This is a genomic window from Kitasatospora sp. NPDC058170, from assembly GCF_042883905.1.
Lineage (GTDB): Bacteria > Actinomycetota > Actinomycetes > Streptomycetales > Streptomycetaceae > Kitasatospora.
This window is the reverse complement of sequence record NZ_JBHVUV010000001.1, coordinates 232528-258190: the sequence shown is the minus strand read 5'-3', so window position 1 is coordinate 258190 and position 25663 is coordinate 232528. Positions and strand designations below refer to the sequence as shown.

The following is a 25663-nucleotide window of genomic DNA, read 5'->3' as shown; positions in this document are numbered from 1 at the left end:
CCAGATTCCTTGGCCGGACGAGGAGCCGTCTCCGCCGGGCCTACCACTAGGAGAGACCCGTGCGACGTATTGTTGCAGGGCAGAAAGCCCATTCGGCCTCAGAGTTCGCCGAGTTGGCGCTCGGTGTCGACACCGAGTTGTTCACCGGGCCCGCCGGGCCGGAGTCCATGACGGACCGGGCCGCCCGACTGGCCGCCGCCGGTGACATCCTCGCGGTGCTGTACCGGGAGGACCCGGAGCTGGCCGCCTACGCCGAGCACCTGATGCGCCAGGCCGAGCCGAAGCCCGTCCCGGCGGTGCGGGTCCCCCTGCTCCTGCTCGCCAGCGGGGTGCAGCGCTTCGGCAAGCACCTCCCGGCCACCATGTTCGGGCAGGTGGCGGCATGAGCGCCCACATCGTGCGCCGCGGCATTCGCGGCACCGTCCGCCCGACCCCGACCGGCCGCCCCGGCGGGCTGGTCGTCGAGATCCTCCCGGCCCCCGGCGGCGGCCTGCCGGGCGCCGCCTGCACCGGGGTGGACCCGGACCTGTTCTTCCCCGCCGACGACGACGAGTTCTCCGAGCGCCGGGCCCGGCAGATCTGCGCCGGATGCCCGGTGCGGGAGCGGTGCCTGGCCCTGGCGATCAAGCGCGGCGAGCCGTACGGCATCTTCGGCGGCCTCGACGAGACCGAGCGCCGGGCGCTGGCCCAGCGGCGACGCCGCGCGGCCACCCGGAAGAACGGGAGCGCGGCGTGATGGCCCACTCCAAGCGCCTCGGGTGGGCCGCCGGACTGCTCGGCCTCGCCTTCCCCGCCGCCGCGAAGGCGGTGCTGGCCGCGCTCGGCTCGCTCGCCGCGCTCGTGCTGACCCACTTGCCCGTCGCGTGCTCGGTGGTGGCGGTGGTGCTGCTCACGAGCACGCTGCCCGCCCTGCGCCGCCGAGTCTCCCGTGCCCGCCGCCGCCGTGAGCTGCGCGGCCTGATGTCAACGATCCGCTTCGACCTCGCCGGAGGTACCCGATGAGCGTCACCGAGCTGCGACCCAACGGCCGCACCCGCCCGCCAGCGATGAGCGCTTCGAAGGAAGCCGCCGAGGCCGAGGCCCTGCGCGCCAAGACCGAGGCCGCCAAGGCCGCCGCCGACATCACCAACCAGCTCAAGGCCGCCAAGGCCGCCGCCGAGATCGCCAAGGGCGAGGCCGAGGCCCAGGAGATCCGGCAGCAGAGCGCCGAGCGCGCCGCCGAGACCGCCCGCCGGCGGGCCGAGACCGAGGCCGCCCGCGAGAAGGCCCAGCACTCGGCCGAACAGTGGAAGAAGTACGCGAAGGCCATCGCGGTCACCTGCGTGATCGTCTCGCTGCCGCTCCAGCTGATGGCGTTCTGGTCGCCGGACGCCCCGTTCCTCCTAGCTGCGCCGCTGGTCCTGGAGGGCCTCGCGTGGGCGCTGCTCAAGGGCGCCGAGGCCGCCATCGACGAGGCCCGCCCGTCCTGGCACTACCGGGCGCTGGCCGGTGCGGTCGCACTGTTCGCCGCCGCCGTCAACTACCTGCACGGCTCGGCCGAGTTCGGCCTCGGTACCGGTCTCGGCGGGGCGTTCTGCTCGCTGGCCGGCCCGATGGTGTGGGACCTGCACGAGCACGGCCGCATCCTCAAGCGCGACGGCCGCAAGTCCCGCCGCGAACGCCGCGAAGAGGCCCGCCGCAGCGCGGCCGAGGCCATCGAGAAGCAGGCCGCTGAACAGCGCGAGGCCGACGACCGCGAGGCCCGCGAGGTGAACCGCTCCGTGCAGTGGCCGCAGGTGTGGGAGCGCGCGGTCGCCCTCGCCGCGGCGCTCGGCGAGCTCCACCCCGGCGACGCCACGTGGAAGCGCGCGTGGGACGACGTCGAGGGCGCCACGCTCGGCGACACCGCCGCCTCCATCTCGACCCGCGTGGCCGCCAAGGCCGCCGTGAAGGACGCCGCCAACGACCTGGCAAAGCAGGGCGAAAGGGTCGAAAAGCCGCAGGTCGAATCCCAGGTGGTCACTCCCGCGAAGAGCACACGCGTGCGGACGCCGGACGGGCGCCGCAACAACGGCGGAACCCCGCCGGTGCGCCGCGCCGGCGACACCCTCGGCTACTCGCCTGTCGCCCGACGCGCCATGTCGCTGACCGCCCGGAACCAGCGACAGACCCGCGCCGCCGGCTGACCTCCGCCACCTTCCGAACGCGACCGACCAGGAGACCACCCGTGTCCGACCGCGCCGCCCGTTTCGCCGCCTCCTACGCACTGCTCCGCGCCGCCGCCGACGTCGCGGACCACTGGATCCAGACCGACCACCAGGCCGCCACCAAAGGCCAGCACAACCACAACCCCGGGCACTCCAGCACGGCTGGGCGGCGCGCGTGCGCCGCCCACGTCGCCGTCTACACCGCCACCCAGGCCGCCGTCCTCATCGCCGGGACCCGCCTGCTCGGCATCCGGCTGCGCCCGGTTCCGGTCGCCGCCGCCCTCGCCCTGTCCGCCGTGACGCACTACGTCGCCGACCGGCGCGAGCCCCTGCGCCGCCTGGCCGACTCCACCGGCAAGAGCCGGTTCGTGCGCCTCGCCGACCACGGCCTGAACGGCGGCTACCTGCTGGACCAGTCCTGGCACCACGCCTTCGAGACCTGCGCCGCCCTCATCGCCGCCGCCTGACCCGAGTTCGAAGGGAGCCGCTCCATGACGTTCGCCGCCGGCGACGAGGTGTTGATCGTGTCCTGCGAGGACGACCCCCGGGCGGCCGGGCGGACCGGCCGGATCGTGGACGAGGTGCCCCCGGGCCCGCTCACGGAGGGCCGGTGGACCGTCAACCGGATCAGCTGGCTGATCGCTCCGGTGCTGTGCCACACGTCCGAACTGCGGCCCACCGGCCGCTAGCAGCCTGCTTCACCCCGGGACGGCCGCCCAGCTTGCCGGCGTGTCGGCCGTCCCGGGTCCCTTCACCCGCACAGCAGAGCCGTGAGGAAGGACCCTCAGTGAACCACGAGTCCAACGCCGCCGACCTGCCCGAACCCGACAGCTCCCCCACCGCCCCGGCCGAGGACGGCCAGGCGAAGATCCTCCCCTTCGAGCGCCTCGCCAAGACCAACCCCGCCCCCGTGCCCGCCCCGCTCCCGCGGCCCGAGACCGGGCCGCCGACCGCCCCCACGGCGCCGGACGAGTCGGTGTACCTGCCCGAGGACGCCCCGGCCGGGCCGCCGATGGAGATCCCGTCGGTGGTCTCGGCGGCCGCCCGGGAGGACCTGGCCGGGGACCGTCCCCTGATCCCCCGGTGGATCCGCACCCCCGAGGGCCGACGCACCATGGCCCGCGCCCGTGCCACGCAGACGCGCCGCGCCGCCCGCCGCTGGGCCTCCCGGCAGACCACCCCCCGCGGGCACGCCGCCCAGGCCCTGCGCGGGATCCAGCGCTCCCACCAGTGGACGGCCGGGTTCGAGGGCGCCCACGTCCAAGCCGCCGCCCACCAGGCCCACATCGCCACCCGCGAGGCCCGCGACCTGGCCCGCCGCGCCCGCTTCACCCTGCTGCCCGGCGACCGGACCCTCGCCCAGAAGAACAGCACCGCCGCCGTCGCCGTCGCCGTCGCGGCGGTCGCCGCCCACAAGAAGGCCAAGTCCAACCGGCGCCGCGTGCGCTTCCTGCGCGCCCTGGTCGCCTACGGGATCCCGCTCGCCGCCGTCCTGACCGCCTACATCGCCCTCGGCGCCACCGGCCTCGCGCTCGGGGCGCTGACCGTGTTCTCCGTCGAGGCGTTCCTCGGCCGCCACCCGGACCGCGAGACCCAGTGGGACGCCGACGTCCGCTCCCTGTCGGACGGCGACCCGATGACCGAGACCATGCTCGACCGGGCGTTCAAGGCCGCCAAGGTCATCGGAGACGCCCAGCGCCTCACGATGGTCACCCCGTGCGCCGTCGACCCGGCCGTACCCGACGCCTGGCACGCCGTCATCGACCTGCCCGACGTCACCGTCAAGAAGGCCCGCGACAAGGTCGACGAGATCGCCGCGGCGATGGGCATCGACCGCACCAACCTCGACATCCGCCAAGTCGGCTCCAACGGACGGCGCATGGCCGTCTGGGCCTGCGGACAGGACCCGTTCCTCGCCACCCGCCGCAACCCGCTCGTCGCCACCGGCGCCAAGTCCGTGAACACCTGGCGCGACGGCTTCCCGCTCGCCTTCGACAAGCGCGGCAACATCCTGCGCCCGACCCTCTCGGACTACTCGTTCCTGTTCGCCGGCGCCACCCGATCCGGCAAGGGCATGGGCCTGGCGAACCTGCTCGCCGCCGCGATGCTCGACCCCCGGGTGCGGATCCGGCTGTTCGACGGCAAGGGCGCCGGCGAGTACGTCCCCCACGCCCGGGCCCTGGCCACCTTCGTGCGCCGCAACCCCGCCCGGCTGGTCAAGTTCCTGCGCCTCATGGTCGAGGAGATGAACCGCCGCACCGAGATCCTCGTCGAGGCGGGCCTGTCCAAGGCCACCGAGAAGCTGATCGACAAGCTCGGCGGCATCGAGCTGGTCATCATCGACGAACTTGCCACCTACACCGCCAAGAACGGCCCCTCCGGCAAGTACGCCGAGGAGATCACCGAACTCCTCGCCCAGATCGCCGCCGTCGGCGCCTCCGTCGGCATCGTCCTCGCGCTCGCCACCCAGTACCCCGAGGCCGAGATCGTCACCCCGCGCCTGCGCGGCAACCTCTCCGCCCGCATGGCCATGCGCGTCGAGTCCCCCGGAGCCTCCAACGTGATCCTGGGCGACGGCATGGTCGGCCAGGGCTACGACGCCTCCAAGATCCCGATCGAGAAGACCAGCCGCGGCCGGGCCTGGCTGACCACCCCCGACACCGGCGTCATCGAGACCCGTTCCCTGTTCATCAACGAGAACGCCGGGGAGATCCTGCCCCTTATCGAACAGGGTGTGACACTGCGCGAGGCGGCCGGGTGCCTGCCCGGCCACTACGACGACCCGGTCGAGGCCGCCATGACCGCCCTGACCGGGGTCAGCGCCGCCGCCGGCGGCGAGGACGGCCTCGGCACCGTCATCCGCCGCACCGTCCTCGACCACATGCTCACCGCCGCCGAGGCCACCGGACACGGCTGCGTCTCCAGCTCCGACCTGCTCGCCCACCTGGCCACCGTCGACTCCGCCCGCTACGGACGCGGCCCCGCCGAGACCGAAGCCGCCTGGCTCTCGCGCACCGGCAAGACCCTCAAGGCCGACCTCGCCGACCTCGGCACCCCGATCGAGGCCGGCCGGATCACCCTGCCGGACGGCTCCCGCCCCAGCGGCTTCGACCTCGCCGCCCTGCGCAAGGCCGCCGCCACCCTCGACGACGACTAGCCACCACGCCCGGTTCGTCCCGCTTAACACCCTCGACAGACCCCTGCCACCGCCGGGAAAACCGCAGGTCACAGCCCCGCAGCCCCGGGCGCGCCCCCTGCCCGCCCCTGCCGCCCGGAGCCCGTTCCGGGCAGAGGTCGGCAGGGGTACGCCGCCGACCGGCACCCCTGTGACCTGCGGTTTTCCGGACCCGGCAGGGGTCCGTCAGGGCGCCCCACACCCACCAAACCACCCCAACCCACTCACCCCGGAAGGGAACCGCCCCGTGCTGCTCACCGTCTCCGCCGCCGTGTTCTTCGGTGCCGTCCTCTTCGTGATGCTGCGCCAGAAGGCCGTCGGCCTCGGCGGCGCGCTCGTCGCCGCGCTGTTCGGCTTCTACCTCGCCTCCACCGGCGTCGCGCCCGCCGTCAACGACGCCATCACCAACCTCTTCCACGCACTGCCCGGCGCCCGCTGACACGGACGGAGACCCCGCGATGACTACCACCCTCACCGGGCTGCTCGCCATGCCGGACCTGGCGTTCGTGGCCGACGGCGGCGAACTCGTCCGCGAGGTCGAGCGCTACCTCGCCTCCCTCCCCGCACCCGCCCGGCCCCCCGTTCCCGCCCCGGCCTTCTGCGCGCTCGGACAGGCACCCGTCGCCTGGGACCTCGGGATGACCCGCCCCCGGACCACCCTGCTGGACCGCGCCCGCAACCGGCCGCCAGCGCCGGTGGCGATCGACACCGCCACCCACCTGCGCCTGCTCTCCCGCTACCTCACCGTCCACGGCTGGTGCCAGGGCCAGTTGTGGGACCAGGACGGCCGCCGCTGCCTGCTCGGCGCCCAACTCGCCGTCCTGGCAGCCGGATACGGCACCCAGGCCACCGCCCTCGACGCCCGCCGTCACCTCATGGAGCAGTTCACCGCCCTCGACCGGTCGGTGCGCTCCGTCGACCAGTGGAACGACGCCCCCGGCCGCACCCCGGCCCAGGTCCACCGCCAGCTCGACATCGCAGCCACCCGCGCCACCCACCGCTGACCCAAGCCCGAAAGGCCGCCCCTGGACGACGGCTTCGACGGCACCTGCGGCTTTGCCCAGCACCCCGACGAGATCTGATCCGGCCTGTGCCGACCGCCGTGCCGCCCACCGTCCGCTCTCCAAGCGGCCGGAGGACGGCGCGGGGGACGGGCAGACCCCGCTCCCGACACCCCAGCGCCCCTGGAGGCACCGTGTCCGTGGGAGAGACCCCGATCACCGTCGTCGGCAACCTCACCGACGACCCCGAACTCCGCTTCACCAACACCGGCGTGGCGATGGCCCGCTTCACCATCGCCTCCACCCCCCGCGCCTACGACAAGACCACCGGCCAGTGGCGCGACGGCACCCCGCTGTTCCTGCGCGCCACCGCCTGGCGCGAGATCGCCGAGCACGCCACCGAGACCCTGACCAAGGGCATGCGCGTCGTCGTCACCGGCCGCCTCGTCCAGCACAACTGGCAGACCCCAGAGGGCGAGAACCGCTCCATGCTCGGCCTCGACGTCGACGACATCGGCCCCTCGCTCCGCTTCGCCACCGCCAAGGTCACCAAGGCCACCCGCGCCGGCGCCCCGGCCCCGCAGAGCGACCCGTGGTCCGCCGCCACCCCCGGTGGCCCCGCCGCACCGGCCGGTGCTCCGGCGGCCTGGGGCGGCGCCCCGGCCGCCGACGCGGAGGAGCCCCCGTTCTAACCGGGGCCCGCCCGGACAGCGCGAAGCCCCGCAGCAGCCGTCGAATCCTGGCAGAGAAGCCGGCCGCTGCGGGGCCCGCCCGACCCCTTCAAGAGATCAGGACCCCAGCATGCCCGAGTTCAGCGAATCCGTCCTCGTCCTGACCGACGACGCCGACGACCGCGAGCGCGCCTCCGACGGCCGCTCCCACTACGGCGTCTACCTCGCCGCCCGCTTCCACCAGATCACCTACGGCGGCGACTACGCCGACACCATGGACTTCGCCATCTGGGCCTGGCAGATCGCCACCAGCCCGGTCATGTCCCCCGGCTACCTGCGCATCCGCCCCGACGTGGCCGCCATCACCCCGCACCTGACCGAGGACAGCGGGCTGGTGATGCGCATCGACATCCCCCTGCGCCACCACGCACTCGCCCACCGCCCGGCCCGCGTCGACGACTGGACCCGCGAGCGCAACACCTGGGACGACAACCCGCGGTGGACCCGCCTGGCCCAGCCCGAACCCACCGGCGACCGGCCCACGCTCCTGACCACCGCCAGCCTGCTCGTCCCGGTCGGCGACGAACACGTCATCGTCGGCACCGCGCGCAAGCCGGGCCCCGGCCTGATCCGGGACGCCAAGCGCGCCGTCAAGGCCCTGGCCGCACGCGTCAACGACCACGCCCACCTCGTCAACGCCCTCACCGGAGGCACCCGGTGAACGCCCTCCTGCGCGTGGCCGGCCCCGACCGCACCGCCACCCACACCCGCCAACTCGCCCGCCGAATCGCTGAGTTGGACGGCATTCCCTCGGCCGCCGCCCTGCGCCTGGCCCGCGAGCGCGTCGAGGCGGACGACCCGTTCGCCCTCGCCGCCCCTGGCCAGGTCTGGGCCCTACGGGAGGACGCCGACGAGGACGACGCCCCGGCGTGCGCGCTCGGCATCCTCGCCCGCACCGCCCAGCCCCCCGCCCTGCTCGCCCAGGACGAGCACGGCACCGTCGAGACCCTGCCCCTCGACGTCCTCGACCTGTTCCACCTCGCCACCTGGGAGGACCAGCCGTGGGCCTGACCTACATCGACTTCTTCTGCGGCGCCGGTGGAAGCAGCACCGGCGCCGCCGCCGTCCCCGGCGTCACCCCTGTCCTCGCGGCCAATCACTGGGACAAGGCCATCGCCTCCCACGCCGCGAACTTCCCCCAGGCCGACCACTTCCTCGGCGACCTGCACGACGCCGACGTCGCCGCCTTCCCCGCCGCCGACATTTTCTGGGCGTCGCCGGAGTGCCCGAAGTGGTCCAACGCCCGTGGCGTCAGGCGGGACTTCGACCGCCAGCCCGACCTGTTCGGCGAGACCCTCCCCGACGCGGCGACCGACCGCTCCCGTGCCCTGATGTGGGACGTCCCCCGCTACCTGGAGGCCATGGCCGCCCGCGGCCGTCCGGTGCTCGCCGGGGTCGTCGAGAACGTCATCGACGTCCGTGCCTGGGACCTGTGGTCGGCCTGGGTGCAGGAGATCCGCCAGGTCGGCCCCGGTTACCGCACCCGCCTCATCGCCCTGAACTCCATGCACGCCCGCCCTGCCACCACCCCCGTTGCGCCTCAGTCCCGTGACCGCCTCTACCTCGCCTACTGGCGCTCCGACCTGGGCCGCGACCCGGGCTGGGACAAGTGGCTGCGGCCCATGGCGTGGTGCGAGGGGTGCGAGAAGGCCGTCCGCGCGGTGCAGGTGTTCAAGAAGCGCGGCGCCGACATGGGGCGCTACCGCCAGCAGTACGTCTACCGATGCCCGAACGTCACGTGCCGCAATGCCGTGGTCGAGCCGCCGGTCGTCCCGGCCGCCGCCGTCATCGACTGGTCCCTGCCCGGCCGCCGCATCGGCGACGGCAAGCCCACACGGAAGTTCACCCCCTACGCGGAGGCGACCCGCGAGCGGATCCGCGCCGGGATCCTCAAGTACGGCACCCCGCTGCTCGCCCCGGCCGGCGGCACCTGGCGCACCGACGCGACGCCGGTCACCGTCCCGGCGCCCACCCGCACCACCCGTGAGAACGACGGCCTGGCGGTGCCGCCCCTGCTCGTGCCCACCGAGGGCCGGGAGGGCAAGAGCGCCGGACCCGCCTCGGACCCTTTGCGCACCCAGACCGCCCGCAACGAGACCGGCCTCGCCTGGGCCCCGTTCATCACCGAGCTCAGGGGCGGCGGCTCCGACGCCCGCCCGGTCCTGGACGCGCTCGCCACCGTCACGGCCTCCGGCAACCACCACGGCCTCACCCTCCCGCCCGCCTCTCACACGGCCGACTGGTCGGCGCTGCTGACGCCGTACTACGGCACCGGCACCGCCCGGCCCGTCGGCGAGCCGGTCGGCACTCTGACCACCCGCGACCGCTACGGCCTCGCCGCAGGCGGCCGCACGGAGGGCACGGACGTGGACGAGGTGCTGTTCCGGATGCTGGAGCCGCACGAGATCGGTGCCGCGATGGCCTTCGCCCGCGACTACGTGGTGGTCGGCAACAAGCGCGAGAGGGTCCGCCAGTACGGCAACGCCGTCACCTCCAACGTCGCCGAACTGCTGGTCTCCGCCTTGGCCGAGGCCATCACCGGAGATGAGCTGGCCACAGGATGGGCGTCGTGACCCGCCGCACCGCCCCGCTCGCCGGGGCCGACCTGTGGCAGGCCGTCACCGCAGCCGCCGCCGGCCGCTGCCAGTGCCGCGGCACCTGCGGCAAGAACCACGACAAGGACGGCGGGCGCTGCCCCGCCGTCCACGGCGGCTACGGCCCCCGCCACGGCACCGGCCCCGTGCGCCTAGTCGCCGCCCCCGCCGACCCCGCCCACCTTCTGCTGCCCCCGCACCAGGCCGCCGCCCTGCCCAAGGCCGCGCTGGCCGCCTGGTGCCCGGCCTGCCTCGACGCCACCACCCGCGCCGCCCGCAACGCCCGCCAGGCGGCCAACCCGCCCGCCGAGCCCGACGCCCTGTTCTGAGCCCGTCCGAAGGGAGCCCCGCCGTGTCCGTCACCCACGCCGACCTGCCGCGCATCATCCGCCAGCTCACCCCGCACATCGCCACCGACGACACCCTGCCGCCTATCCACGGCATCTACCTGGAGGCCACCGGCACCCACCTGTTCGCCGCCGCCACCGACCGCTACACCTTCGCCCTCACCCGCCGCGAGGCCCCCGAACCCGAGCCGTGGAAGGCGTTCATCGCCCACGCCGACCTCACCGCGCTGCGCGCCCTGTTCCCCACCCGCCGACGCCCCGCCGACCTCACCCTCACCTACCGGCGTGGCTGCACCCGCACCCCCGACGGCCGCCTCACCGTCGGCGACGGCGCCCGCGCCCTGGACCTGTCCGCCCACGCCAGCCTCGCCAGCAAGTTCCCGAAGTGGCGGCCCCTGTTCGCCGCGGCCCTCGCCGCCGAACCCCGCCAGGACACCGAGGCCTGCTACAACGCCGACTTCCTCGCCCGCTGGGCGAAGGCCGCCGACCGGCACCAGCCGCTCACCACCTGGACCGCCGGACCCGGAAAGCCCCTCTTGATCGCCGCCGGGCACGACTTCCTCGGCCTCCACATGCCCATCGGCCTGCCCGACCACAAGCCCGACACCCCGGCCCACGCCCAGCAGGACCGCACCGCCCTGCGCACCACCTGGGCCGACACCCTCAATCCCGCCGCCCGCCACCTCAAGGCCGCCTAGAAGGGACCCCCGTGATCCGCGCCATCACCTTCCACATCGTCACCTGCGACGTCTGCGGCGACGAAGACACCGACGAAGTCCTCCCCCTCTTCGACACCCCGCAGATCGCCGCCGACAACGCCCGCCGCTGCGGCTGGCTCGTCACCGCCGACCAGCGCACCATCTGCCCCGACACCAACCACCGCCACCGCGCCGCCATCGACCAGCTCATGCCCCCGAGCCCAGCGCCGAGATCGACGGCCAGCTGCCCCTCCACCCCGACCCGGCCAACTAGCCGACCCAGCCCGGGGCGAGCCGCTACCCCGCTCGCCCCGGGCAGTCGCTGTCACGAAGGGAAGTTCTGGTGACCGCAGATCCGCCGGCCGTCGCCACCGTCGGCCGCTGCCTGCCCGTCGCTCTCGGGCTGGCCCGGCTGGGACTGCCCGTGCTGCCGCTGCGGGACGGTAAGTTCCCGCTCGCAAACTGCCCCGCCTGCTACGAGTGCGCGTGCGGCGGGCGTCCGAACATGAAGGCCGGCGGGCCGTGCGCCTGCCCTAAGCCCTGCCATGCCTGGGCCGCCGCCACCACCGATCCCGCCATCCTGACCAGCCGGGCATGGGTGCGCGCGTGGCGGGAGGCCGACACTGTGGCGTACCACCCCGGTGGGGCCGGCCTCACCGTCCTCGACCTCGACAGTGGCCGCGCCGTCGTCTGGGCCCGCGATGCCCTGCCCGCCACGATGACCGTGCCCACCACCCGGGGCGAGCACTGGATCTACCGGGGTGTCATGAGCTCGGCCAACTCCGTGTGCCCGAACGTGGACATCAAGTCCCACGCGGCTTACGTCCGTTGGCTTGGTCCTGGCACCGGCACGATGACCCCGCTTCCGGACTCCGCCCGCGCCCTGGCTCGCAAGGAAGAAGCCACCCCCGCCCCCCTCGGTGGCGGGGTGGCTTCTTCTCACCCGACCGCCTGGGCCCGGGCAGTGAACAGCGGCTGCCGCCACACCGACCGCTACGTCCGAACCGGTCTGCAACGAGGCCTTGCCAGGATCCGAGAGCGCCGTGAGAGCGGTGCCGGGAGCCAGGCCTACGGCGTCGCACGCTTCCTGGCCTTCCAGCACGCCCGCTGCCCCGGACCGTGCGGTCTGGACGCCCTCGCCGTGCAGCTCATCGGCGCCGCCGTCGACGTGGGCGTGCCGCACGACTACGCCGCCCGCGCCGTAACGAACGGCTTCGCCTCGGCCGGAGCCCCGATGACCTGACCACCACGTCCGCTGCCTGCCCAGATCCGATCAGAAAGGCCCATCACCATGACCGCTCCCCCGCCGCCGACCGCCACCCGCCCCCGCCCGGGCGTCGCGTGACCCGCCCGGCCGGGCCCGGGGGCGCACCGCCCGGACCCCGGCTGCGGATCGTCGGCGACGACGAGACGGACATCCCGTGGCCGGACGAGGCGGCCCCGCACGCCGACCCTTGGGAGACCCCCGGCCCCGGGCCCCGGACCGCCCCCGTCGAGCCCTCTGCTGGCTCTCCCCGGCCCCGCACGGTGTGGAATGCGGCCGACCTCATGGCCGCCGACTTCCCCGAACCCCGCTGGGCCGTCCCCGGGTTCTTCGCCGAAGGGGTCAGCCTCCTCGCCGGACCGCCCAAGGTCGGCAAGTCCTGGCTGTCCCTCGGTCTCGGCCTCGACGTCGCCGCCGGCCGCCCCGCCTTCGGCAGCATCGAGGTCGAGCCCGGCCCTGTGCTCTACCTCGCTCTGGAGGACACCCCCCGCCGCCTGAAGACCCGCATGGGCAAGCTCCTCGCCGGACGCGACGCCCCCAAGACCCTCACCCTCGTCACCGAGTTCCCGCCGCTCCCCCAGGGCGGAGCCGACGCCCTCGACCACTGGCTCACCCAGAACCCCGGCGCCCGCCTCGTCGTCATCGACGTCTTCGCCAAGGTCCGCGGCAACTCCGCTCCCGGCACCGCCGCCTACGACGCCGACTACGCCGCCATCGGCCACATCAAGCAGGTCGCCGACCGCCATTCGGTGGCGACGATCCTCGTCCACCACGTCCGCAAGATGGCCTCCGACGACTTCCTCGCCGAGGTCTCCGGCACCAACGGCCTCGCCGGCGCCGCCGACGCCACCCTCGTCCTCAAGCGCTCACGCGGCAAGGCCGACGGCGTCCTGCACATCACCGGCCGCGACGTCGACGAGAACGAACACGCCCTGGAGTTCCAGCCCGACACCGGCAGCTGGCTCCTCCTCGACGGACCCGCCAGCGACCACACCCTCGACGACACCCGCGCCCAGATCCTCGCCCACGTCCGTGCCCACCCCGGCAGCAAGCCCGTCGAGATCTCCGACGCCACCGGCCTCAAGCGCGACAACACCCGTCGCACCTGCGCCCGTATGGCCGCCGACGGCCAGCTCGTCGCCAACCTCGGCGCCTACACCGCGCCCCTGGGACAGCCCGACCGCACCTGAACTGTCCCACCTGTCCCACTGTCCCAGCACTGGCCTTGACCTGCACCGATACCTGGGACACCCCCTGGGACAGGCTGCCCCGCCAGTCGTCCACCTCACGCCGAGGAGACATCTGCCATGGCCACCGCCACTGAAGCCCTGACCGTCCCCGAGGACATGGCCTCGCTCCGGCTGAGCCGGAGCAAGACGTACGACCTGATCCGCTCCGGTGAGCTGCCCAGCTTCACCATCGGGCGCTCCCGGCGGATCGCCGCCGAATCTCTCGCTGACTTCATTCGCAACCAGACCGAGGAGAACCGCTACTGATGGCCCGCAAGAACCCGAATGGCGCCGGCAGTATCTGGCAGCGCAAGGACGGCCGGTACGAGGGGCGCGTGTACGTGCCGCAACCTGACGGCACCCGCAAGCGCAAGACCGTGTACGGCGACACCTGGGAGGAGTGCGACGCCAAGCGACAGGAGCTGGTGAAGCATGCCCGCGCGAAGATCCCCACGCCGACGCGCTCGCAGAAGCTGGCCGAATGGCTCCGCTGCTGGCTGGAGGAGTTCATCCGGCCCCAGCGGAAGAAGACGACGTACGCCAAGTACGAGACCCACGTCAGGCTCTACTTGATCCCCAATCTGGGGACGAAGCGTCTGGAGTCCCTGCACGCCGCCGATGTCCGTCGACTCCTCGTCACGGTGTCGCGCCAGGCGTCCGCTGCCACGGCGAAGGAGTCCCACCGCGTGCTGCGCACGGCTTTGACGGCGGCGTGCCGTGAGGAGCTGATCAGCCGGAACGTCGCCGCCCTGGTCCCGGCCCCGCGTGTGGAGGTTCGCGAGATGAAGACGTGGACGCTCGACCAGACGGTCACCTTCCTGGAGGCGGCCCGCCCCGACCCGCTGTACACGGCTTTCGTGCTGGCCATCACGCTGGGCCTGCGGCGCGGCGAGGTCCTGGGGCTCCGCTGGAGCGACATCGACCTGGAGCGGCGCACCCTCACGGTTCGGAACCAGCTCCAGCGGGTGCAGAAGGAGCTGTACGCCGACAGCACGAAGAACCGCCGCACGCGTGTGATCCCGCTGCCGACGATGTGCATCGCGCCGCTGCGGTGGCGTCGGCTCCAGCAGGCCGAGCAGCAGACCGCGGCCGGCGACGGGTGGGAGGAGAGCGGCTACGTGTTCACCACGCGGAACGGCCGACCGGTCGAGCCCCGGAACCTCAGTCGGTCTTTCGAGCGGATCGGCGCCGGCGGCGGCCTGCCGCGCATCCGGCTCCACGACGCGCGGCACGGCTGCGCGACCATCCTGTTCGCCGCCGGGGTCGCGCCGCGAGTGGTGATGGAGATCTTGGGGCACTCGCAGATCGCCGTGACCATGAACGTTTACACGCACGTGTCCGAGGACACGCGACGGGAGGCTCTGGGGCACATGGACCGCCTGCTGAAGCGGAGGCGGCCGACGGGCTGACATCAGCGGTTGCCGTCAGTCGGTGCAGTCAAAAGGCCCGCAGCGTGATCGCTGCGGGCCATTTCTGCTGGTGGGCGCGGACGGTTTCGAACCGCCGACATCTGCTTTGTAAGAGCAGCGCTCTACCACTGAGCTACGCGCCCCCCGTCGCGGCCTGGTGGGATACGACGACTGCCTAGAGTACCTGGTCCGGCGGGTGGTGTGGCGCAGGTGGTCGGGGAGTGGGACGGGGTGGGGTGGGTGGGGGTGCCGGTGGGGTGGGGCGATCGGGAAGAATGGGGGTGGATCAACGGTCGGAGCAGGGAGCGCGCAGTGAGGGTGGCCGGCGGGATCGGGCGGGGGCGGCGGTCGCCGGTGGGCGCAGTGGCCGAGGCGCTGGTGCTGCCGCTGGTGGTCGCGGGGGCGCTGGGGGCCGCGGGGGCGGCGGCGTTCGGCGGTGTCGGCGGTGGGCGTGGCGGGGGCTGGTGGGGGCGGCGCGGCGGCGAGGGCATGCGGGCGGACGCCAAGGCGGCCCGGGACGCGGCGCAGCAGGCGTTCTACGAGCTGGACTCCGCGCAGCGTGAGGTGCAGCTGGCGGTGGAGACGGTGCGGGCCGCCGAGGACGGTGCGGCGGCGCGGCGGGCGGTGGCGGACTTCCAGGCGATCTCCGGCCGGATCGACCAGGTGACGGTGAACTATCTGGCCGCCCTGGACGCGCACGACCTGGACGCCGAGGAGCTGGAGGCGGGTGCGGCGGCGCGGGCCCGGCACCAGCTGGAGGACGTGAAGGGGCAGCTCGGAGCGGCGCAGGCGGAGTTGGGGGACTTCCTGCGGCGGTTGCAGCCGACGCTGGACCACGCGGAGTCGCAGCTGATGCGGGTGACGCCCGCGGTGGAGCAGGCGAAGCGCGCGCTGCTCGCGGCGACGAACGCGCTGGACACGGCGCGCGGGGCCGGGCTGCGGGCGGACGACCTGGCGGCGCGGCTGGCGGAGCTGGCGCCGGAACTGGGGCGGCTGAACGAGGGCGCGGCCAAGCACGGGGTGGCGGGGACGCTGCAGCGGGCGGAGAACGTCAAGGAGCGCGCCGAGTCGATCGCGGCGGACGCGGGGCAACTGCCGGAGCGGGCACGGGAGATCGACCGGCGGGTGGCGAGTCTGCGGACCCGGATCCAGGCCCTGGAGACCAAGGCGGGCACGGTGGAGCCGGCGCTGAGCGAGCTGCGCCGCCGGTTCAGTTCGGCGTGCTGGCAGGACCTTCAGCGGGTGCCGGACCAGGTGGCGGAGGCCGGGCGCGCGGCCGAGCAGAAGCTGGCGGAGGCGGCGCGGGCGCGCGATGAGCAGCGCTGGGCGGACGCGACCGGCGCGATCGGTACGGTGCGCGCCCTGCTGGACACGGCGGACGGTTCGGTGGTCGCGGTGAACGAGCGGCTGCGGCAGCTGAACGAGGTGCAGCACGACCCGAACCGGGAGATCGAGCGGACCCGTTTCGCCCTGCGGGACGCCCAGCGGCTCGCGATGGCCGGACGCCAGGCGCCGGACCCTCGGCACGCCGGTCCGCTGGACGCGGCGGTGGGACGGCTGGACCGGGCGGTGGCGGAGCTGGAGGCGGCCGGTCGGCACCCCGACTACTGGCACTTCCTGACCGAGCTGGCCGAGGTACGGGAGACGGCGGCGCGGGTGGTGGAGCTGATCCGGGGGGACCTCGGCAGCCACCACTGAACCCAGGACTCCACGGGCTCCGTGTGCTCCCTACAGCTCCACGGACTCCATCGGCCCCGTCGCAACCGGGCACCGCGCTGGGTACGCTGCGGGGTATGCCACGCTACGACTTCCGCTGCCGCTCCTGCGGCGCCACCTTTGAACTCCGCCGCCAGATGGCGCAGGCCAACGACCCGGCGGTGTGCCCGCAGGGACACGAGGACACCGTGAAGCTGCTGTCGGCCGTCGCCGTCACCGGCGCCGCCTCCGGAGGCGGCGCCCCGCAGCAGGCCCCGTCCGGCGGGGGCGGGGGCTGCTGCGGAGGCGGCTGCTGCAGCTAGGCCCGGTCACGGCCGATCCTGCCGAACCGGCCCCGGGCTCGGACCCAGACGCGGGCCCAGCCCCGGAGCCGGACCCGGGCGCAGCAGGATCGGCAGGACTAGCAGCACCAGCAGGAGAAACAGAATCAGGCGGCGCCGGACTACCGGGCCGCTACGCCAGCTCGGCCGCCTCAACCGTCGCGGCCACCTCGGCCGCCTCAACCGGCTCGCCCACCTCGCCCGCGACCGGCACCCCCGCCCGCACCCGCTCCAGGAAGCAGCGGACGATCTCCTCCCCGGCCGCCACCCCCACCTGGTCGAGGGCGGTCACGCCGGGGGCGGTCCAGCCGCTGTCGGCGAGTTCGCCGTGCCCGGGCCGCCACCCGGCGTCCGCGGCGAGCAGCAGGTCGGCGTCGAGCAGCGAGTCACCGGCGGCCAGCACGGTACAGCCGCCGACCCGCCGCTCGACCTCGGCCAGGGCGGCGCTCTTGCTCAGCGGCGCCGGCACCGCGTACACCTTGCGGCCCTGGAGCGAGACCGTCCAGCCGCGCTCGGCGCACCACCCGGTGAGTTCGTCGAGCCAGCCGGCCGGCAGCTCGGCACGCTCGACGACCAGGTAGGCGAAGAGGTCGTCGGCGACCCGGCGCTTGTGCGTCCACTCCGGGTCCGCGCACAGGGCCAGGTGCTCGACCACCTCGGCCAGCGGCACGGAGGCGGTGGCCAGCCGACCGCGCACCTCGGTGCGCCAGTCCTCGTCCGGGACACCGTCCACGATCAGCTGCCCGCCGTTGCTGCAGATCGCGTACGACGGGACCCAGCCGGGCGTCGGGCCGGGCAGGTTGACGCGCTCGTACTGCGTCCTGGTCCGGGTGGTGGCGGGGACGAGGACGGCCTCGCGTGCGAGCTCGACCAGCAGGGCGGCGGCCTGCTCGGTCATGAACGAGAGCGCCTTGCCGTCGTGCACCTCGACCGAGAGCAGCCGCGGGGCGAGCCGGTCGGGCACGTCCAGCGCGAGTGCGCGGTTGGAGTAGATCAGGGTGCGGTCGAGGTCGCTCGCGACCAGGAAACCACTCATCGGGCTCAGGACTCCTTCACCAGGACGGCTGTGCCGGAGGCACCGGTCGCTCCCCGACTGTAGCGGGGGTGGATCAGTCCGACGCAGGAGTACGGCAGGTCGTCCACCTCCTCGACGGGGACGCCGCGCTGGGCGGCGAGCAGACGGACGTGGTCGAGGTCGGCACCGGTGCCCCGGCGGGCCAGCACCTTCCAGGGGACGCGGCGCAGCATGACCCGGGTGGTCTCGCCGACGCCGGGCTTGACCAGGTTGACGTCATCGATGCCGTACTCGGCGCTGATCCGCTCGACCGCGGCCCAGCCGGCCCAGTCGGGGGTGCGGTCGGCGGCGGCCGCCAGTTCGGCGGCGGCCTGCGCCTCCTCCAGGACCTGCGCGAAGTGGTCGGCGACGGTGTCCAGGAAGGCGCCGGAGACGTCCCCGCCGGCCAGGTCGGTGTAGTGCTTGGCGCCGTGGAAGTCGTCCGGGCCGATCAGGTCGCTCCGCAGCACGGTGCGCGAGATCAGGCCGGAGACGGTGGAGTTGAGGCAGGCGGAGGGGATCAGGAAGTCGTCCCGGGTGCCGTAGGTGCGCACGCAGCGGCCGGGGTCGGCGAGGACGGCCAGCTCCGGGTTGAACGCCGATCCGGCGAGGGCGGCGGCGAGTTCGCGGGTGATGGCGCCCTTGCCGGTCCAGCCGTCGACGAAGACGACGTCGGGGGCGTGGTGGCGGGCGTCCAGGTAGCGCAGCGCGACCGGGTCGATGCCCCGGCCCCGGATGATCGAGACGGCGTAGTGCGGGGTGTCCAGCCCGTGCGCGAAGGCGAGCCAGCGGCGGATCAGGACGCCGACGGGCGTACCGGCCCGCGCCAGCGAGGCGAGCACCAGGCCGGGGCCGCGCTCGTTCAGCAGGGTCTCGGCGACGGTGCCGACGGCGAGCGCGATCCGGCGGGCGGAGACCCGCAGGGCCTGGTGGAACAGCTCCTGGTACTCGGGGCTGGGCTGGTACTCGACCGGCAGGGACTCGGCGTAGTGCGCGCCGCCGCTCTGGACGGCCTCCTCGCGCTCCTCGGTCGGGGCCTCCAGCGGGACGTCGGAGAGGTCCTTGAGCAGCCAGGCCACCTCCTCGGGGCGGTAGGAGGAGAACGCCGGCCCGTACAGCGGCGACGGCAGACCGGCACCCGGACCGACCGACGAGCCGACCGACGAACCCGCAAGATCAGCCGGCGGACCAGCAGGCCGGTGGGAGGGCAGCACGGCGAGGACCACCCGGTCGGTGACCTGCCGCAGCTGGGTCAGCAGCGCGCGCTCCCCCTCGTGCAGGGCGGGCGTGTCCGCGGCATCGTCGACCACCAGCACCACGGCGTCGAAGCGGCGGGCCGGGTCGGTGCCGGGGGCGACGTTGTAGGCGAACCGCTCGCGCGAGTCCTGGTCCTGCGGGTCGTCGTGCGCGGGGAAGGAGAGCCGGGTGCGGATGGCGTAGCCGGGGTCGTCCACCGCGAGGACGGGCGAGCGGGTGGTGGTGGAGTAGCGGACCCGCTCCTCGCCGAGCCGGTCGGCCAGTGCCCCGGCCAGGCGCAGCGGCGCGTACATCAGCTCCTCGAAGCCGAGCACCAGGACCCGGTCCTCACCGCCGGCCAGCTGCCCGGCGACCTGCTCGGCCAGCTCGGGGAGGGCGGAGTCCAGTGCGGCCCGGTGCTCGGTGGTGAACCCGTGCCGCCCGCCGTCCGGCAGTCCGGCCGGCCAGGCGAGCTCCACCCGCGCCAGCGGGGCGGGCGCGGCGGCGGGCGGCTCGGGGGCCGGCCCGGTCTCGGCGATCAGCCGCTGCGCCCGGGCCAGGATGTCGGCGGGCAGCTCGACACCGCCGGCGGCGGTGGCCACCAGGTCGACCCGGGTGCCGAGTTCGGCGGCGAGGTCGGCGAGGCGGGCGCGGTCCCGCTCGTCGCGCAGGTCGACCAGGGCGACGACCACGTAGTGGCCGCGCGGGTGGCGGGCGTGCAGGGCACGGATGGTGTTGAGGACCGTGTTACCGGTCGAGAACTCGTCGTCCACCAGCACCAACGGGCCGTCCCCGGTGAGGAGTTCGATCAGTCGGGGGTGGGCGGGCAGCAGCAGGTGGGAGGTCGCGTGCGAGTGCTCCTCCTCGAAGCCCCCGAGCGGGGCGACGCCCGCCACCGGACGGCGGGTGGAGTGCAGACAGGGGGCGTCCAGGCCGTCGGCGACGCTGTGGCCGAGGCCGGTGGCGGTCTCCGCGTACCCGAGCACCACGGCGTGCGCGGCCTGCTCGCCGAGCAGTTCGCGCACCCGGCGGCCGAGCTCCAGTCCGGCGCCGTGGACCACGGACGGGCGCTGCGGGACGTGCTTGCCGAGCACGTTGGAGACCAGCAGGTGGGCCCGCTTCGGGTTCTCCCGCAGGGCCAGGCCGACCAGTTCGGGGAGCCGGTCGGAGCCGGACAGGCCGACGCCGGCCCGCTCGGCCACCCAGCGGCCGGTCCACTCTTGCTGTGCTGTCACTGCTGGTCCAACTTTCGGTGGTGCGGTGCGGTACGCGCGGGACGTGCGGTGCGGTACTCGTCGTACGTGCGGAGAGTGCGGTACATGCGGAGCGTGCGGTACATGCGGAGCGTGTGGTGCGTGCGGTACATGCAGTGCGTGCAGTGCGCCGGAAGGGAGGAAGGAAGAGAGGAAAGGGAAGAGGCCGACCCGGGCCCCCTCACCCGCAGAGGCACGCCGAGAGCAGCTCCGCGAAGCTGACGTCCTCCCGGGCCACCCCGAACACCTCGGCGCGCAGCATCACCCGCTCCGCCCAGGCCCGGTGCGGCTTGGCCTCGTTCATCTTGTTGGTGTACGCCGACCGCAGCACCCCTCCCCCGCCGCGTTCCTGGTCGAGGATGTCGCGGGCGTCGCAGTACTCCTCGTGCGTGACCACCGAGAGGGCGTGCACGGCGGGGACGTGGCTGGGGTGGATGCAGGTCTTGCCGAGCAGTCCGTTGGCCCGGTCGAGTTCGATCTCGCGGATCAGCCCGTCCAGGTCGTGCTCGATGATCCGCTGGCGGACGGCCTCGCCGGAGGGCTCCGCCTCGGCGAACGGGGTGCGGCGCAGCTGCGGCTTGAACATCCGCTCCTGGACGGGGAAGTACTCCCAGACCGGCCCGGTGATGGTGTACCCGGTGCCGTCGGCCCGGCCGAGCACGTTGACCACGTCCCCGATCACGGCCGCGACCAGGGCGACGTCGTACGCGGTGAGGTCGGGCGAGCGGCGCAGGCCGTACGCGGAGCAGAGGTCGGTGACGCCGAGGCGGACGGCGAGGACCCGCTCGCGGTACTTGTCGAGCAGCCGGGAGACGCCGAACAGCTGCTCGCGCCTGGTCTCCAGGTGGGCCAGCTCGGGGGACTCCAGGACGGGCATGGCGAACAGCCGCCGACCGGTGGCGGCCTCGGCGGCGGCCAGCGCCTCCAGGAACTCGCCGCCGCTCTCCTCGGTGAACTTCGGCAGGACGAAACCGGTGAGCAGACCGATCGCCGGGCCGAGCCGGGCGGTGAGATCGGTGATCTGGGAGGCCGCACGAACCCTTATGAAGAGGAGGGGGAGATCATGTGTGCAATCGATGGAGATATCGCCACCGGAGGGACCCCCCGCGACCTCCTCGTGAAGCTCCCCGAGCCGTGCGACCAGATTGGCCTCGGCGGCGGGCACCTCGTGGTCGGCGATCGCGTCCTCCAGGCAGAGCACCATGGAGACGACGCCCCGGGCGGCCTGCTTGCGGATGTCGACCCCCAGGGTGGGCCTGGTCGCCGGGCTGTAGAGGGTCGCTCCGAGTGCTGTCGAGAGGACCGCCGCCCCGCTCTCCGGGGAGAACGCCCGGGGCTGTTCGAGGAAGAGCCGGCCGCGTACGTCGTCGGCGAGGTGGCCGAAATGGCGCATGGTGCTCTCCTCTGGGGGTGCGGCCGCCGGGCGGCGGGGGTGCGGGTACGCAGGCCCGGAACGGGGTATGCGGGTACGGAGCGTCATCGCTCCCGGGCTCGCGCATCACAAGGACTAACCGGTCCACGGGGCGGGTGGTTCCCGGGCGCGCGATGCTCCGCCACCCCCCGACGAACCCCCCGGGCCCTCTCTCCGCCCATCGTACGGACGTCCCCCGGTCGAACGAGGTTCCGAAACATCGAATTCTCGGAAGGTTACCGTCCGCTTCACAAAGCGCAAGCGTTGGCAAAGTCCCCCACCGTTCCACCACCTTCGGTCACGTTGTCCGAAGGGGTGGCGAACAGGCAGGATGGTCGGCTATGACGCACGTGATGGCCAAGGGCGCCAACATCGCACTGCCGGTGGCCGCGGTCCGCGCCGTGCTGCGCTGGAACGCGACGCCCGGCGCGCCGGACGTGGACGCGTCCGCGCTCCTGCTCGGCACGGACGGCAGGGTCCGCTCCGACGCCGACTTCGTCTTCTACAACCAGCCGCGACACCCCTCCGGCCTGGTGCGCCACCTGCCCAAGCAGCAGACGGCCGGCGGGGCCGAGATCGCCGACACCGTGGAGGTGGAGCTCGGCAAGCTGCCGGCCGGGGTCGACCGGGTGGTGCTGGCCGGCTCCTCCGAGGGCGGCACGTTCCGCGCCGTGACGGGCCTGCGGGTCCTGCTGTACGACGCCGCCGGCGGCGAGGGCGGGCCGGCGATCGCCGAGTTCGCCATGCTGGAGGCCGACGAGGTCACCGCCCTGGTCGCGGGTGAGCTCTACCGCCGCGCCGGCGCCTGGAAGTTCCGGGCGGTCGGCCAGGGCTACGCCTCCGGGCTGATCGGCCTGGCCACCGACTTCGGCATCACCGTCGAGGACTCCGCCGACGGCGGGCAGGCCTCCGACGCGGCCCTCCAGCCCGCCCCGCAGGCGACCCACGCCGTGGACCCGCGTGCCGCCGCCGTGCCGGACCCGCGCCCGGCCCAGCGGCCCGAGCCCGGGACCTTCACCCTGGCGCCCGCCGTCCCGCTGCCGCCCACGACCGCGCCGACCGTCGCACCGGTGGCCGCCGTGCCCACCAGCACTCCCCCGCCGCCGCCCGCACCGCCGACCGTCCCGCCGACGGTCCCGCCCGCCCCCCAGGCGCCGCCGACCCAGCAGCAGGGCTACGGGTACCCACCGCGGCAGCCGCAGAACCAGCCGCAGCAGGCGGGCGGCTACGGCTACCCGCCGCAGGCCCAGCACCCCGGCTACCCGCAGGCCCAGCCGCAGCAGCAGTACCAGCAGTCGGCCCCCGGGTACGGCTACCCTCCGCAGGCGCCGCAGCAGTCCGGGTACGGCTACCCGCCGCCGAACACCGCCCCGCAGCCCCAGGCCCCCCAGGCTCCGCAGCCGCCCCAGCAGCAGCCGGTCCAGGCCGCCCAGGGCTCGGCCGGCACCGAGGAGTTCGCGCTGCCGCCGCAGGGCCCGCAGTTCCAGCCCCGCTAGGAACCGCCGGGAACCCCCAGGAACCACCAGGAACCACCAGGAACCGCCAGGAACAACGCGGCCGGACCGGACCCTAGTCCGACCCGCCCCCGGGCCCGCCCTTGTACCCGCGCTGCCACTGCATCCCGAAGCCGTACAGCCGGTCGATGTCCGCCTGGAAACCGTTGACGTACCGCACCTCGCGGCGCACCGTCAGCTGGTTGTCCCCGTCGTTCTCGATCAGCACCACCGCGCAGGACCGCGCGGCCGCCGCCCGCTCCTCCAGTTTGATCTCGATCCGCGGGCCGGTCTGCGGCACGATCGTCACCACCGCGTTGGCCTGTTCGAAGGCGGGCGTGCCGTCGTAGATGTAGACGAAGATCAGCAGCCGCTTGAACTGCTCCTTCTTCTCCAGGTTGACGTACATCGTCTCGCCGGAGGGCGCCCCGTACTGGTCGTCGCCGCTGAGCTTGACGTACGGCGCACGCTGCAGATCGCCGAAGAAGCCGCCGAGCGGCTGCACCACTCCCCGGGTGCCGTCGGTCAGTTCGTACATGCAGGCCAGGTCGAGGTCCACGTTGACCTGCGAGCTCTGGTAGGAGTCCGGCTCCATCGGGCTCAGGATGCGCGGACTGAACCAGCGCTTGAGCGTCTCCCGCGCGCTCGGCCCGGGGGCCGAGACCCGGGCGGTCCAGTGCAGGTTGACGTACAGGAAGCCGGTGGTGGCCGCGGCCCCGGTGATGGCGTAGTGCGGGGCCGACTTGGTGAGCGTGATCTTGTGCTGGCCTCCGGGGTCGAGGGTGTTCCGCTCCCCGCGCAGGTACTCCCAAATCGAGGCCATCCAGTCCTCCCCCGCGGCCGCCGGTCGGTCCGACGGTCCGCCGCTCCATGATCGGGCATCAGGCCACCCGCCGGGTACCCAACTCCCCTACCCATCCAGGCGGCCGGGACACCGACCGCACCACCGCCGCACCACCGCCGCACCACCGCCCGAGCCGATGCCGCACCACCACCGGAGCCGGCGTCCGAGCCGGAGCCGCAGCGGCCGCCCGAGCCTTCGGCGGGTCGATTGGCGGGCCCGAGCCCCGCTCCCGTACGATGCCGCCCCTTCGGACGCGATATCGTCTAGCCGCACAGGTGTCCCGTCCGCCCTGCCCGGGCGCGGTGGGCGCGCCCGGCGGCAACGACGCACCGTCAGGCTCGCTCCCTGTCCTGCGACCTGACCGCCTGTCTCGCACTGTGACCTGTCCCCTGCGGAAACCCGAGGCCCGACCCGCAATGAACCTGACCTCCATACAGCTGGTCTGGACCGTCATCGGCGGCGCAGCCCTGCTGTTCACCGCCATCCTGGTGGCGACCCTGCGCTTCAAGAACACCAAGGCCGAGGAGTCGGGCGACTCCTGGGAGCGCAGCGAGGAGCGCCGCCGGCGCAAGGAGATGATCTACGGGATCTCCTCCTACGTCCTGCTGTTCTGCTGCGCCGGCGTCGCGGCCGCACTGTCGTTCCACGGCCTGGTGGGCTTCGGCAAGGAGAACCTGGGCCTGTCCAACGGCTGGGAGTACCTCGTCCCGTTCGGCCTGGACGGCGCGGCGATGTTCTGCTCGGTGCTCGCCGTGCGCGAGGCCAGCCACGGCGACGCGGCGCTCGGTTCGCGCCTGCTGGTCTGGGTGTTCGCGGTCGCCTCGGCCTGGTTCAACTGGGTGCACGCCCCGCGCGGCATGTCCCACGACGGCGCCCCCGAGTTCTTCTCCGGCATGTCCATCTCGGCGGCGATCCTGTTCGACCGCGCGCTGAAGCAGACCCGCAAGGCCGCCCTGCGCGAGCAGGGCCTCGTGCCGCGCCCGCTGCCGCAGATCCGCATCGTCCGCTGGCTGCGCGCCCCGCGCGAGACCTACGCGGCCTGGTCGCTGATGCTGCTGGAGAACGTCCGCAGCCTGGACGAGGCGGTCGAGGAGGTGCGCGAGGAGCGCCAGTCCAAGGAGGCCGCGAAGCTGCGGGCCCGCAGCGCCGACCGCCGCGAGCGCGCCGAGCTCAAGGCCATCTCCCGTCAGGGCGGCGTGCTCGCCCGGGCCCGCGGCGGCCGCCAGGTGCCCGCCCTCACCGCTGCCGGAGACGGCCCGAACGCTTCGGAGCCTGCCCTAGCCGCCGAGGCCGATACCGCCTCCGCGAACTCCCAGGCCCCCGAGCTCGAGGCCGGCTCCTCGCTGAGCGCGCTGGAGGCCGGCCGCCGCCCGCGCGCCGCCGTCGGCTCCTCCTCCGGCTCCGCCACCGGCAGCTCCTACGGCAGCGGCTCCTCGGAGTCCTCCTACAGCAGCTCCTACAGCAGCACCTACGGCAGCTCGTACCGCAGCTCGACGATCGACCTGACGGCCGACGACGACACCCTGTCGATGCCCAAGCTGGACTCGCTGGAGCGCAAGCTGCGCGCCATCGAGCAGCAGCTCGGCTAGCCGGGAACGGCAGAGCGGCCCGCATCGGGCCCGGAACACGTGAACGGCCGCCCCCACAGGCTCGGGGGCGGCCGTTCACGTGTTCCGGGCCGGCCGGGCGACAACCCGGCGGG

The 25663-nt window shown here is 73.8% G+C and carries 28 protein-coding genes and 1 tRNA gene; 24 read left to right on the top strand and 5 right to left on the bottom strand.

Annotated features, from left to right (window positions below; all coding sequences use genetic code 11):
• Window positions 1–59: 59 nt before the first annotated feature.
• From ACFVVX_RS01190 to ACFVVX_RS01095, 20 genes are all read left to right on the top strand, one after another.
• A complete protein-coding gene (locus ACFVVX_RS01190; protein WP_387940014.1) occupies window positions 60–386 on the top strand; it encodes a hypothetical protein in 327 nt (108 codons plus the stop codon).
• The gene (locus ACFVVX_RS01185; protein ID WP_387940012.1) at window positions 383–736 is read left to right on the top strand and encodes a WhiB family transcriptional regulator; all 354 of its coding nucleotides are present in this window, start codon (window positions 383–385) and stop codon (window positions 734–736) included. Before ACFVVX_RS01190 ends, ACFVVX_RS01185 begins: the two co-directional genes overlap by 4 nt.
• The gene (locus ACFVVX_RS01180) at window positions 736–1002 is read left to right on the top strand and encodes a hypothetical protein (protein WP_387940010.1); all 267 of its coding nucleotides are present in this window, start codon (window positions 736–738) and stop codon (window positions 1000–1002) included. The genes ACFVVX_RS01185 and ACFVVX_RS01180 overlap by 1 nt, the downstream gene beginning before the upstream one ends.
• Window positions 999–2165, top strand: a complete 1167-nt coding sequence (locus ACFVVX_RS01175; RefSeq protein ID WP_387940008.1) for a hypothetical protein — start codon at window positions 999–1001, stop codon at window positions 2163–2165. The genes ACFVVX_RS01180 and ACFVVX_RS01175 overlap by 4 nt, the downstream gene beginning before the upstream one ends.
• Before the next feature lie 41 nt (window positions 2166–2206).
• Window positions 2207–2653 carry a hypothetical protein gene (locus ACFVVX_RS01170; protein WP_387940006.1) on the top strand — a complete coding sequence of 149 codons (447 nt, stop codon included), beginning with the start codon at window positions 2207–2209 and terminating at the stop codon, window positions 2651–2653.
• Between the two features lie 24 nt (window positions 2654–2677).
• A complete protein-coding gene (locus ACFVVX_RS01165) occupies window positions 2678–2875 on the top strand; it encodes a hypothetical protein (RefSeq protein WP_387940004.1) in 198 nt (65 codons plus the stop codon).
• A 98-nt stretch (window positions 2876–2973) separates the two neighbouring features.
• Complete coding sequence (locus ACFVVX_RS01160) at window positions 2974–5343, top strand: FtsK/SpoIIIE domain-containing protein (RefSeq protein ID WP_387940002.1); 2370 nt, start codon at window positions 2974–2976, stop codon at window positions 5341–5343.
• 265 nt (window positions 5344–5608) lie between these two features.
• The gene (locus ACFVVX_RS01155) at window positions 5609–5800 is read left to right on the top strand and encodes a hypothetical protein (protein WP_387940000.1); all 192 of its coding nucleotides are present in this window, start codon (window positions 5609–5611) and stop codon (window positions 5798–5800) included.
• A gap of 19 nt (window positions 5801–5819) precedes the next feature.
• On the top strand, window positions 5820–6365 hold the full coding sequence (locus ACFVVX_RS01150) for a hypothetical protein (RefSeq protein ID WP_387939998.1): 546 nt from the start codon (window positions 5820–5822) through the stop codon (window positions 6363–6365).
• 191 nt (window positions 6366–6556) lie between these two features.
• Window positions 6557–7054 carry a single-stranded DNA-binding protein gene (ssb, locus tag ACFVVX_RS01145; RefSeq protein ID WP_387939996.1) on the top strand — a complete coding sequence of 166 codons (498 nt, stop codon included), beginning with the start codon at window positions 6557–6559 and terminating at the stop codon, window positions 7052–7054.
• 109 nt (window positions 7055–7163) lie between these two features.
• A complete protein-coding gene (locus ACFVVX_RS01140; protein ID WP_387939994.1) occupies window positions 7164–7754 on the top strand; it encodes a hypothetical protein in 591 nt (196 codons plus the stop codon).
• Window positions 7751–8104: a hypothetical protein gene (locus ACFVVX_RS01135; RefSeq protein ID WP_387939992.1), complete on the top strand. Its 354-nt coding sequence runs from the start codon at window positions 7751–7753 to the stop codon at window positions 8102–8104. The genes ACFVVX_RS01140 and ACFVVX_RS01135 overlap by 4 nt, the downstream gene beginning before the upstream one ends.
• On the top strand, window positions 8095–9666 hold the full coding sequence (locus ACFVVX_RS01130; RefSeq protein WP_387939990.1) for a DNA cytosine methyltransferase: 1572 nt from the start codon (window positions 8095–8097) through the stop codon (window positions 9664–9666). The genes ACFVVX_RS01135 and ACFVVX_RS01130 overlap by 10 nt, the downstream gene beginning before the upstream one ends.
• Window positions 9663–10016, top strand: a complete 354-nt coding sequence (locus tag ACFVVX_RS01125) for a hypothetical protein (RefSeq protein WP_387939988.1) — start codon at window positions 9663–9665, stop codon at window positions 10014–10016. Before ACFVVX_RS01130 ends, ACFVVX_RS01125 begins: the two co-directional genes overlap by 4 nt.
• Before the next feature lie 23 nt (window positions 10017–10039).
• The gene (locus ACFVVX_RS01120; RefSeq protein ID WP_387939986.1) at window positions 10040–10732 is read left to right on the top strand and encodes a hypothetical protein; all 693 of its coding nucleotides are present in this window, start codon (window positions 10040–10042) and stop codon (window positions 10730–10732) included.
• Window positions 10733–10743: 11 nt separating this feature from the next.
• Window positions 10744–11079 (top strand): hypothetical protein, encoded by a 336-nt coding sequence (locus ACFVVX_RS01115; RefSeq protein ID WP_387939984.1) that lies wholly within the window; start codon window positions 10744–10746, stop codon window positions 11077–11079.
• A complete protein-coding gene (locus tag ACFVVX_RS01110) occupies window positions 11076–11975 on the top strand; it encodes a DNA primase (protein ID WP_387939982.1) in 900 nt (299 codons plus the stop codon). Before ACFVVX_RS01115 ends, ACFVVX_RS01110 begins: the two co-directional genes overlap by 4 nt.
• Before the next feature lie 305 nt (window positions 11976–12280).
• On the top strand, window positions 12281–13186 hold the full coding sequence (locus ACFVVX_RS01105) for an AAA family ATPase (protein WP_387939980.1): 906 nt from the start codon (window positions 12281–12283) through the stop codon (window positions 13184–13186).
• Window positions 13187–13303: 117 nt separating this feature from the next.
• Window positions 13304–13492 carry a helix-turn-helix domain-containing protein gene (locus ACFVVX_RS01100; RefSeq protein ID WP_387939978.1) on the top strand — a complete coding sequence of 63 codons (189 nt, stop codon included), beginning with the start codon at window positions 13304–13306 and terminating at the stop codon, window positions 13490–13492.
• A complete protein-coding gene (locus tag ACFVVX_RS01095) occupies window positions 13492–14634 on the top strand; it encodes a tyrosine-type recombinase/integrase (protein WP_387939976.1) in 1143 nt (380 codons plus the stop codon). The genes ACFVVX_RS01100 and ACFVVX_RS01095 overlap by 1 nt, the downstream gene beginning before the upstream one ends.
• 68 nt (window positions 14635–14702) lie before the next feature.
• Here ACFVVX_RS01095 and ACFVVX_RS01090 read toward each other — a convergent pair.
• Window positions 14703–14777, bottom strand: a tRNA-Val gene (locus tag ACFVVX_RS01090).
• Window positions 14778–14988: 211 nt separating this feature from the next.
• Here ACFVVX_RS01090 and ACFVVX_RS01085 point away from each other — a divergent pair.
• Both ACFVVX_RS01085 and ACFVVX_RS01080 read left to right on the top strand, forming a co-directional pair.
• Entirely contained in the window at window positions 14989–16332 is a 1344-nt protein-coding gene (locus ACFVVX_RS01085; protein WP_387939974.1) for a hypothetical protein, read from the top strand.
• A gap of 95 nt (window positions 16333–16427) precedes the next feature.
• Complete coding sequence (locus ACFVVX_RS01080) at window positions 16428–16652, top strand: zinc ribbon domain-containing protein (protein ID WP_387939972.1); 225 nt, start codon at window positions 16428–16430, stop codon at window positions 16650–16652.
• Between the two features lie 151 nt (window positions 16653–16803).
• Here the strand turns inward: ACFVVX_RS01080 and ACFVVX_RS01075 are convergent, their stop codons facing one another.
• From ACFVVX_RS01075 to ACFVVX_RS01065, 3 genes are all read right to left on the bottom strand, one after another.
• Complete coding sequence (locus ACFVVX_RS01075) at window positions 16804–17706, bottom strand: HAD family hydrolase (protein ID WP_387939970.1); 903 nt, start codon at window positions 17704–17706, stop codon at window positions 16804–16806.
• A 5-nt stretch (window positions 17707–17711) separates the two neighbouring features.
• Complete coding sequence (locus ACFVVX_RS01070) at window positions 17712–20195, bottom strand: phosphoribosyltransferase (protein WP_387939968.1); 2484 nt, start codon at window positions 20193–20195, stop codon at window positions 17712–17714.
• A gap of 199 nt (window positions 20196–20394) precedes the next feature.
• Complete coding sequence (locus ACFVVX_RS01065; RefSeq protein WP_387939966.1) at window positions 20395–21606, bottom strand: HpcH/HpaI aldolase/citrate lyase family protein; 1212 nt, start codon at window positions 21604–21606, stop codon at window positions 20395–20397.
• Between the two features lie 359 nt (window positions 21607–21965).
• Between ACFVVX_RS01065 and ACFVVX_RS01060 the strand changes: the two genes are divergently transcribed.
• On the top strand, window positions 21966–23120 hold the full coding sequence (locus tag ACFVVX_RS01060) for a TerD family protein (RefSeq protein ID WP_387939964.1): 1155 nt from the start codon (window positions 21966–21968) through the stop codon (window positions 23118–23120).
• Between the two features lie 73 nt (window positions 23121–23193).
• On the opposite strand, the gene ACFVVX_RS01055 is transcribed toward ACFVVX_RS01060, so the two are convergent.
• The gene (locus ACFVVX_RS01055) at window positions 23194–23940 is read right to left on the bottom strand and encodes a Tellurium resistance (RefSeq protein WP_387939962.1); all 747 of its coding nucleotides are present in this window, start codon (window positions 23938–23940) and stop codon (window positions 23194–23196) included.
• Between the two features lie 437 nt (window positions 23941–24377).
• Between ACFVVX_RS01055 and ACFVVX_RS01050 the strand changes: the two genes are divergently transcribed.
• Window positions 24378–25550, top strand: a complete 1173-nt coding sequence (locus tag ACFVVX_RS01050; RefSeq protein ID WP_387939960.1) for a DUF2637 domain-containing protein — start codon at window positions 24378–24380, stop codon at window positions 25548–25550.
• Window positions 25551–25663: the final 113 nt, after the last annotated feature.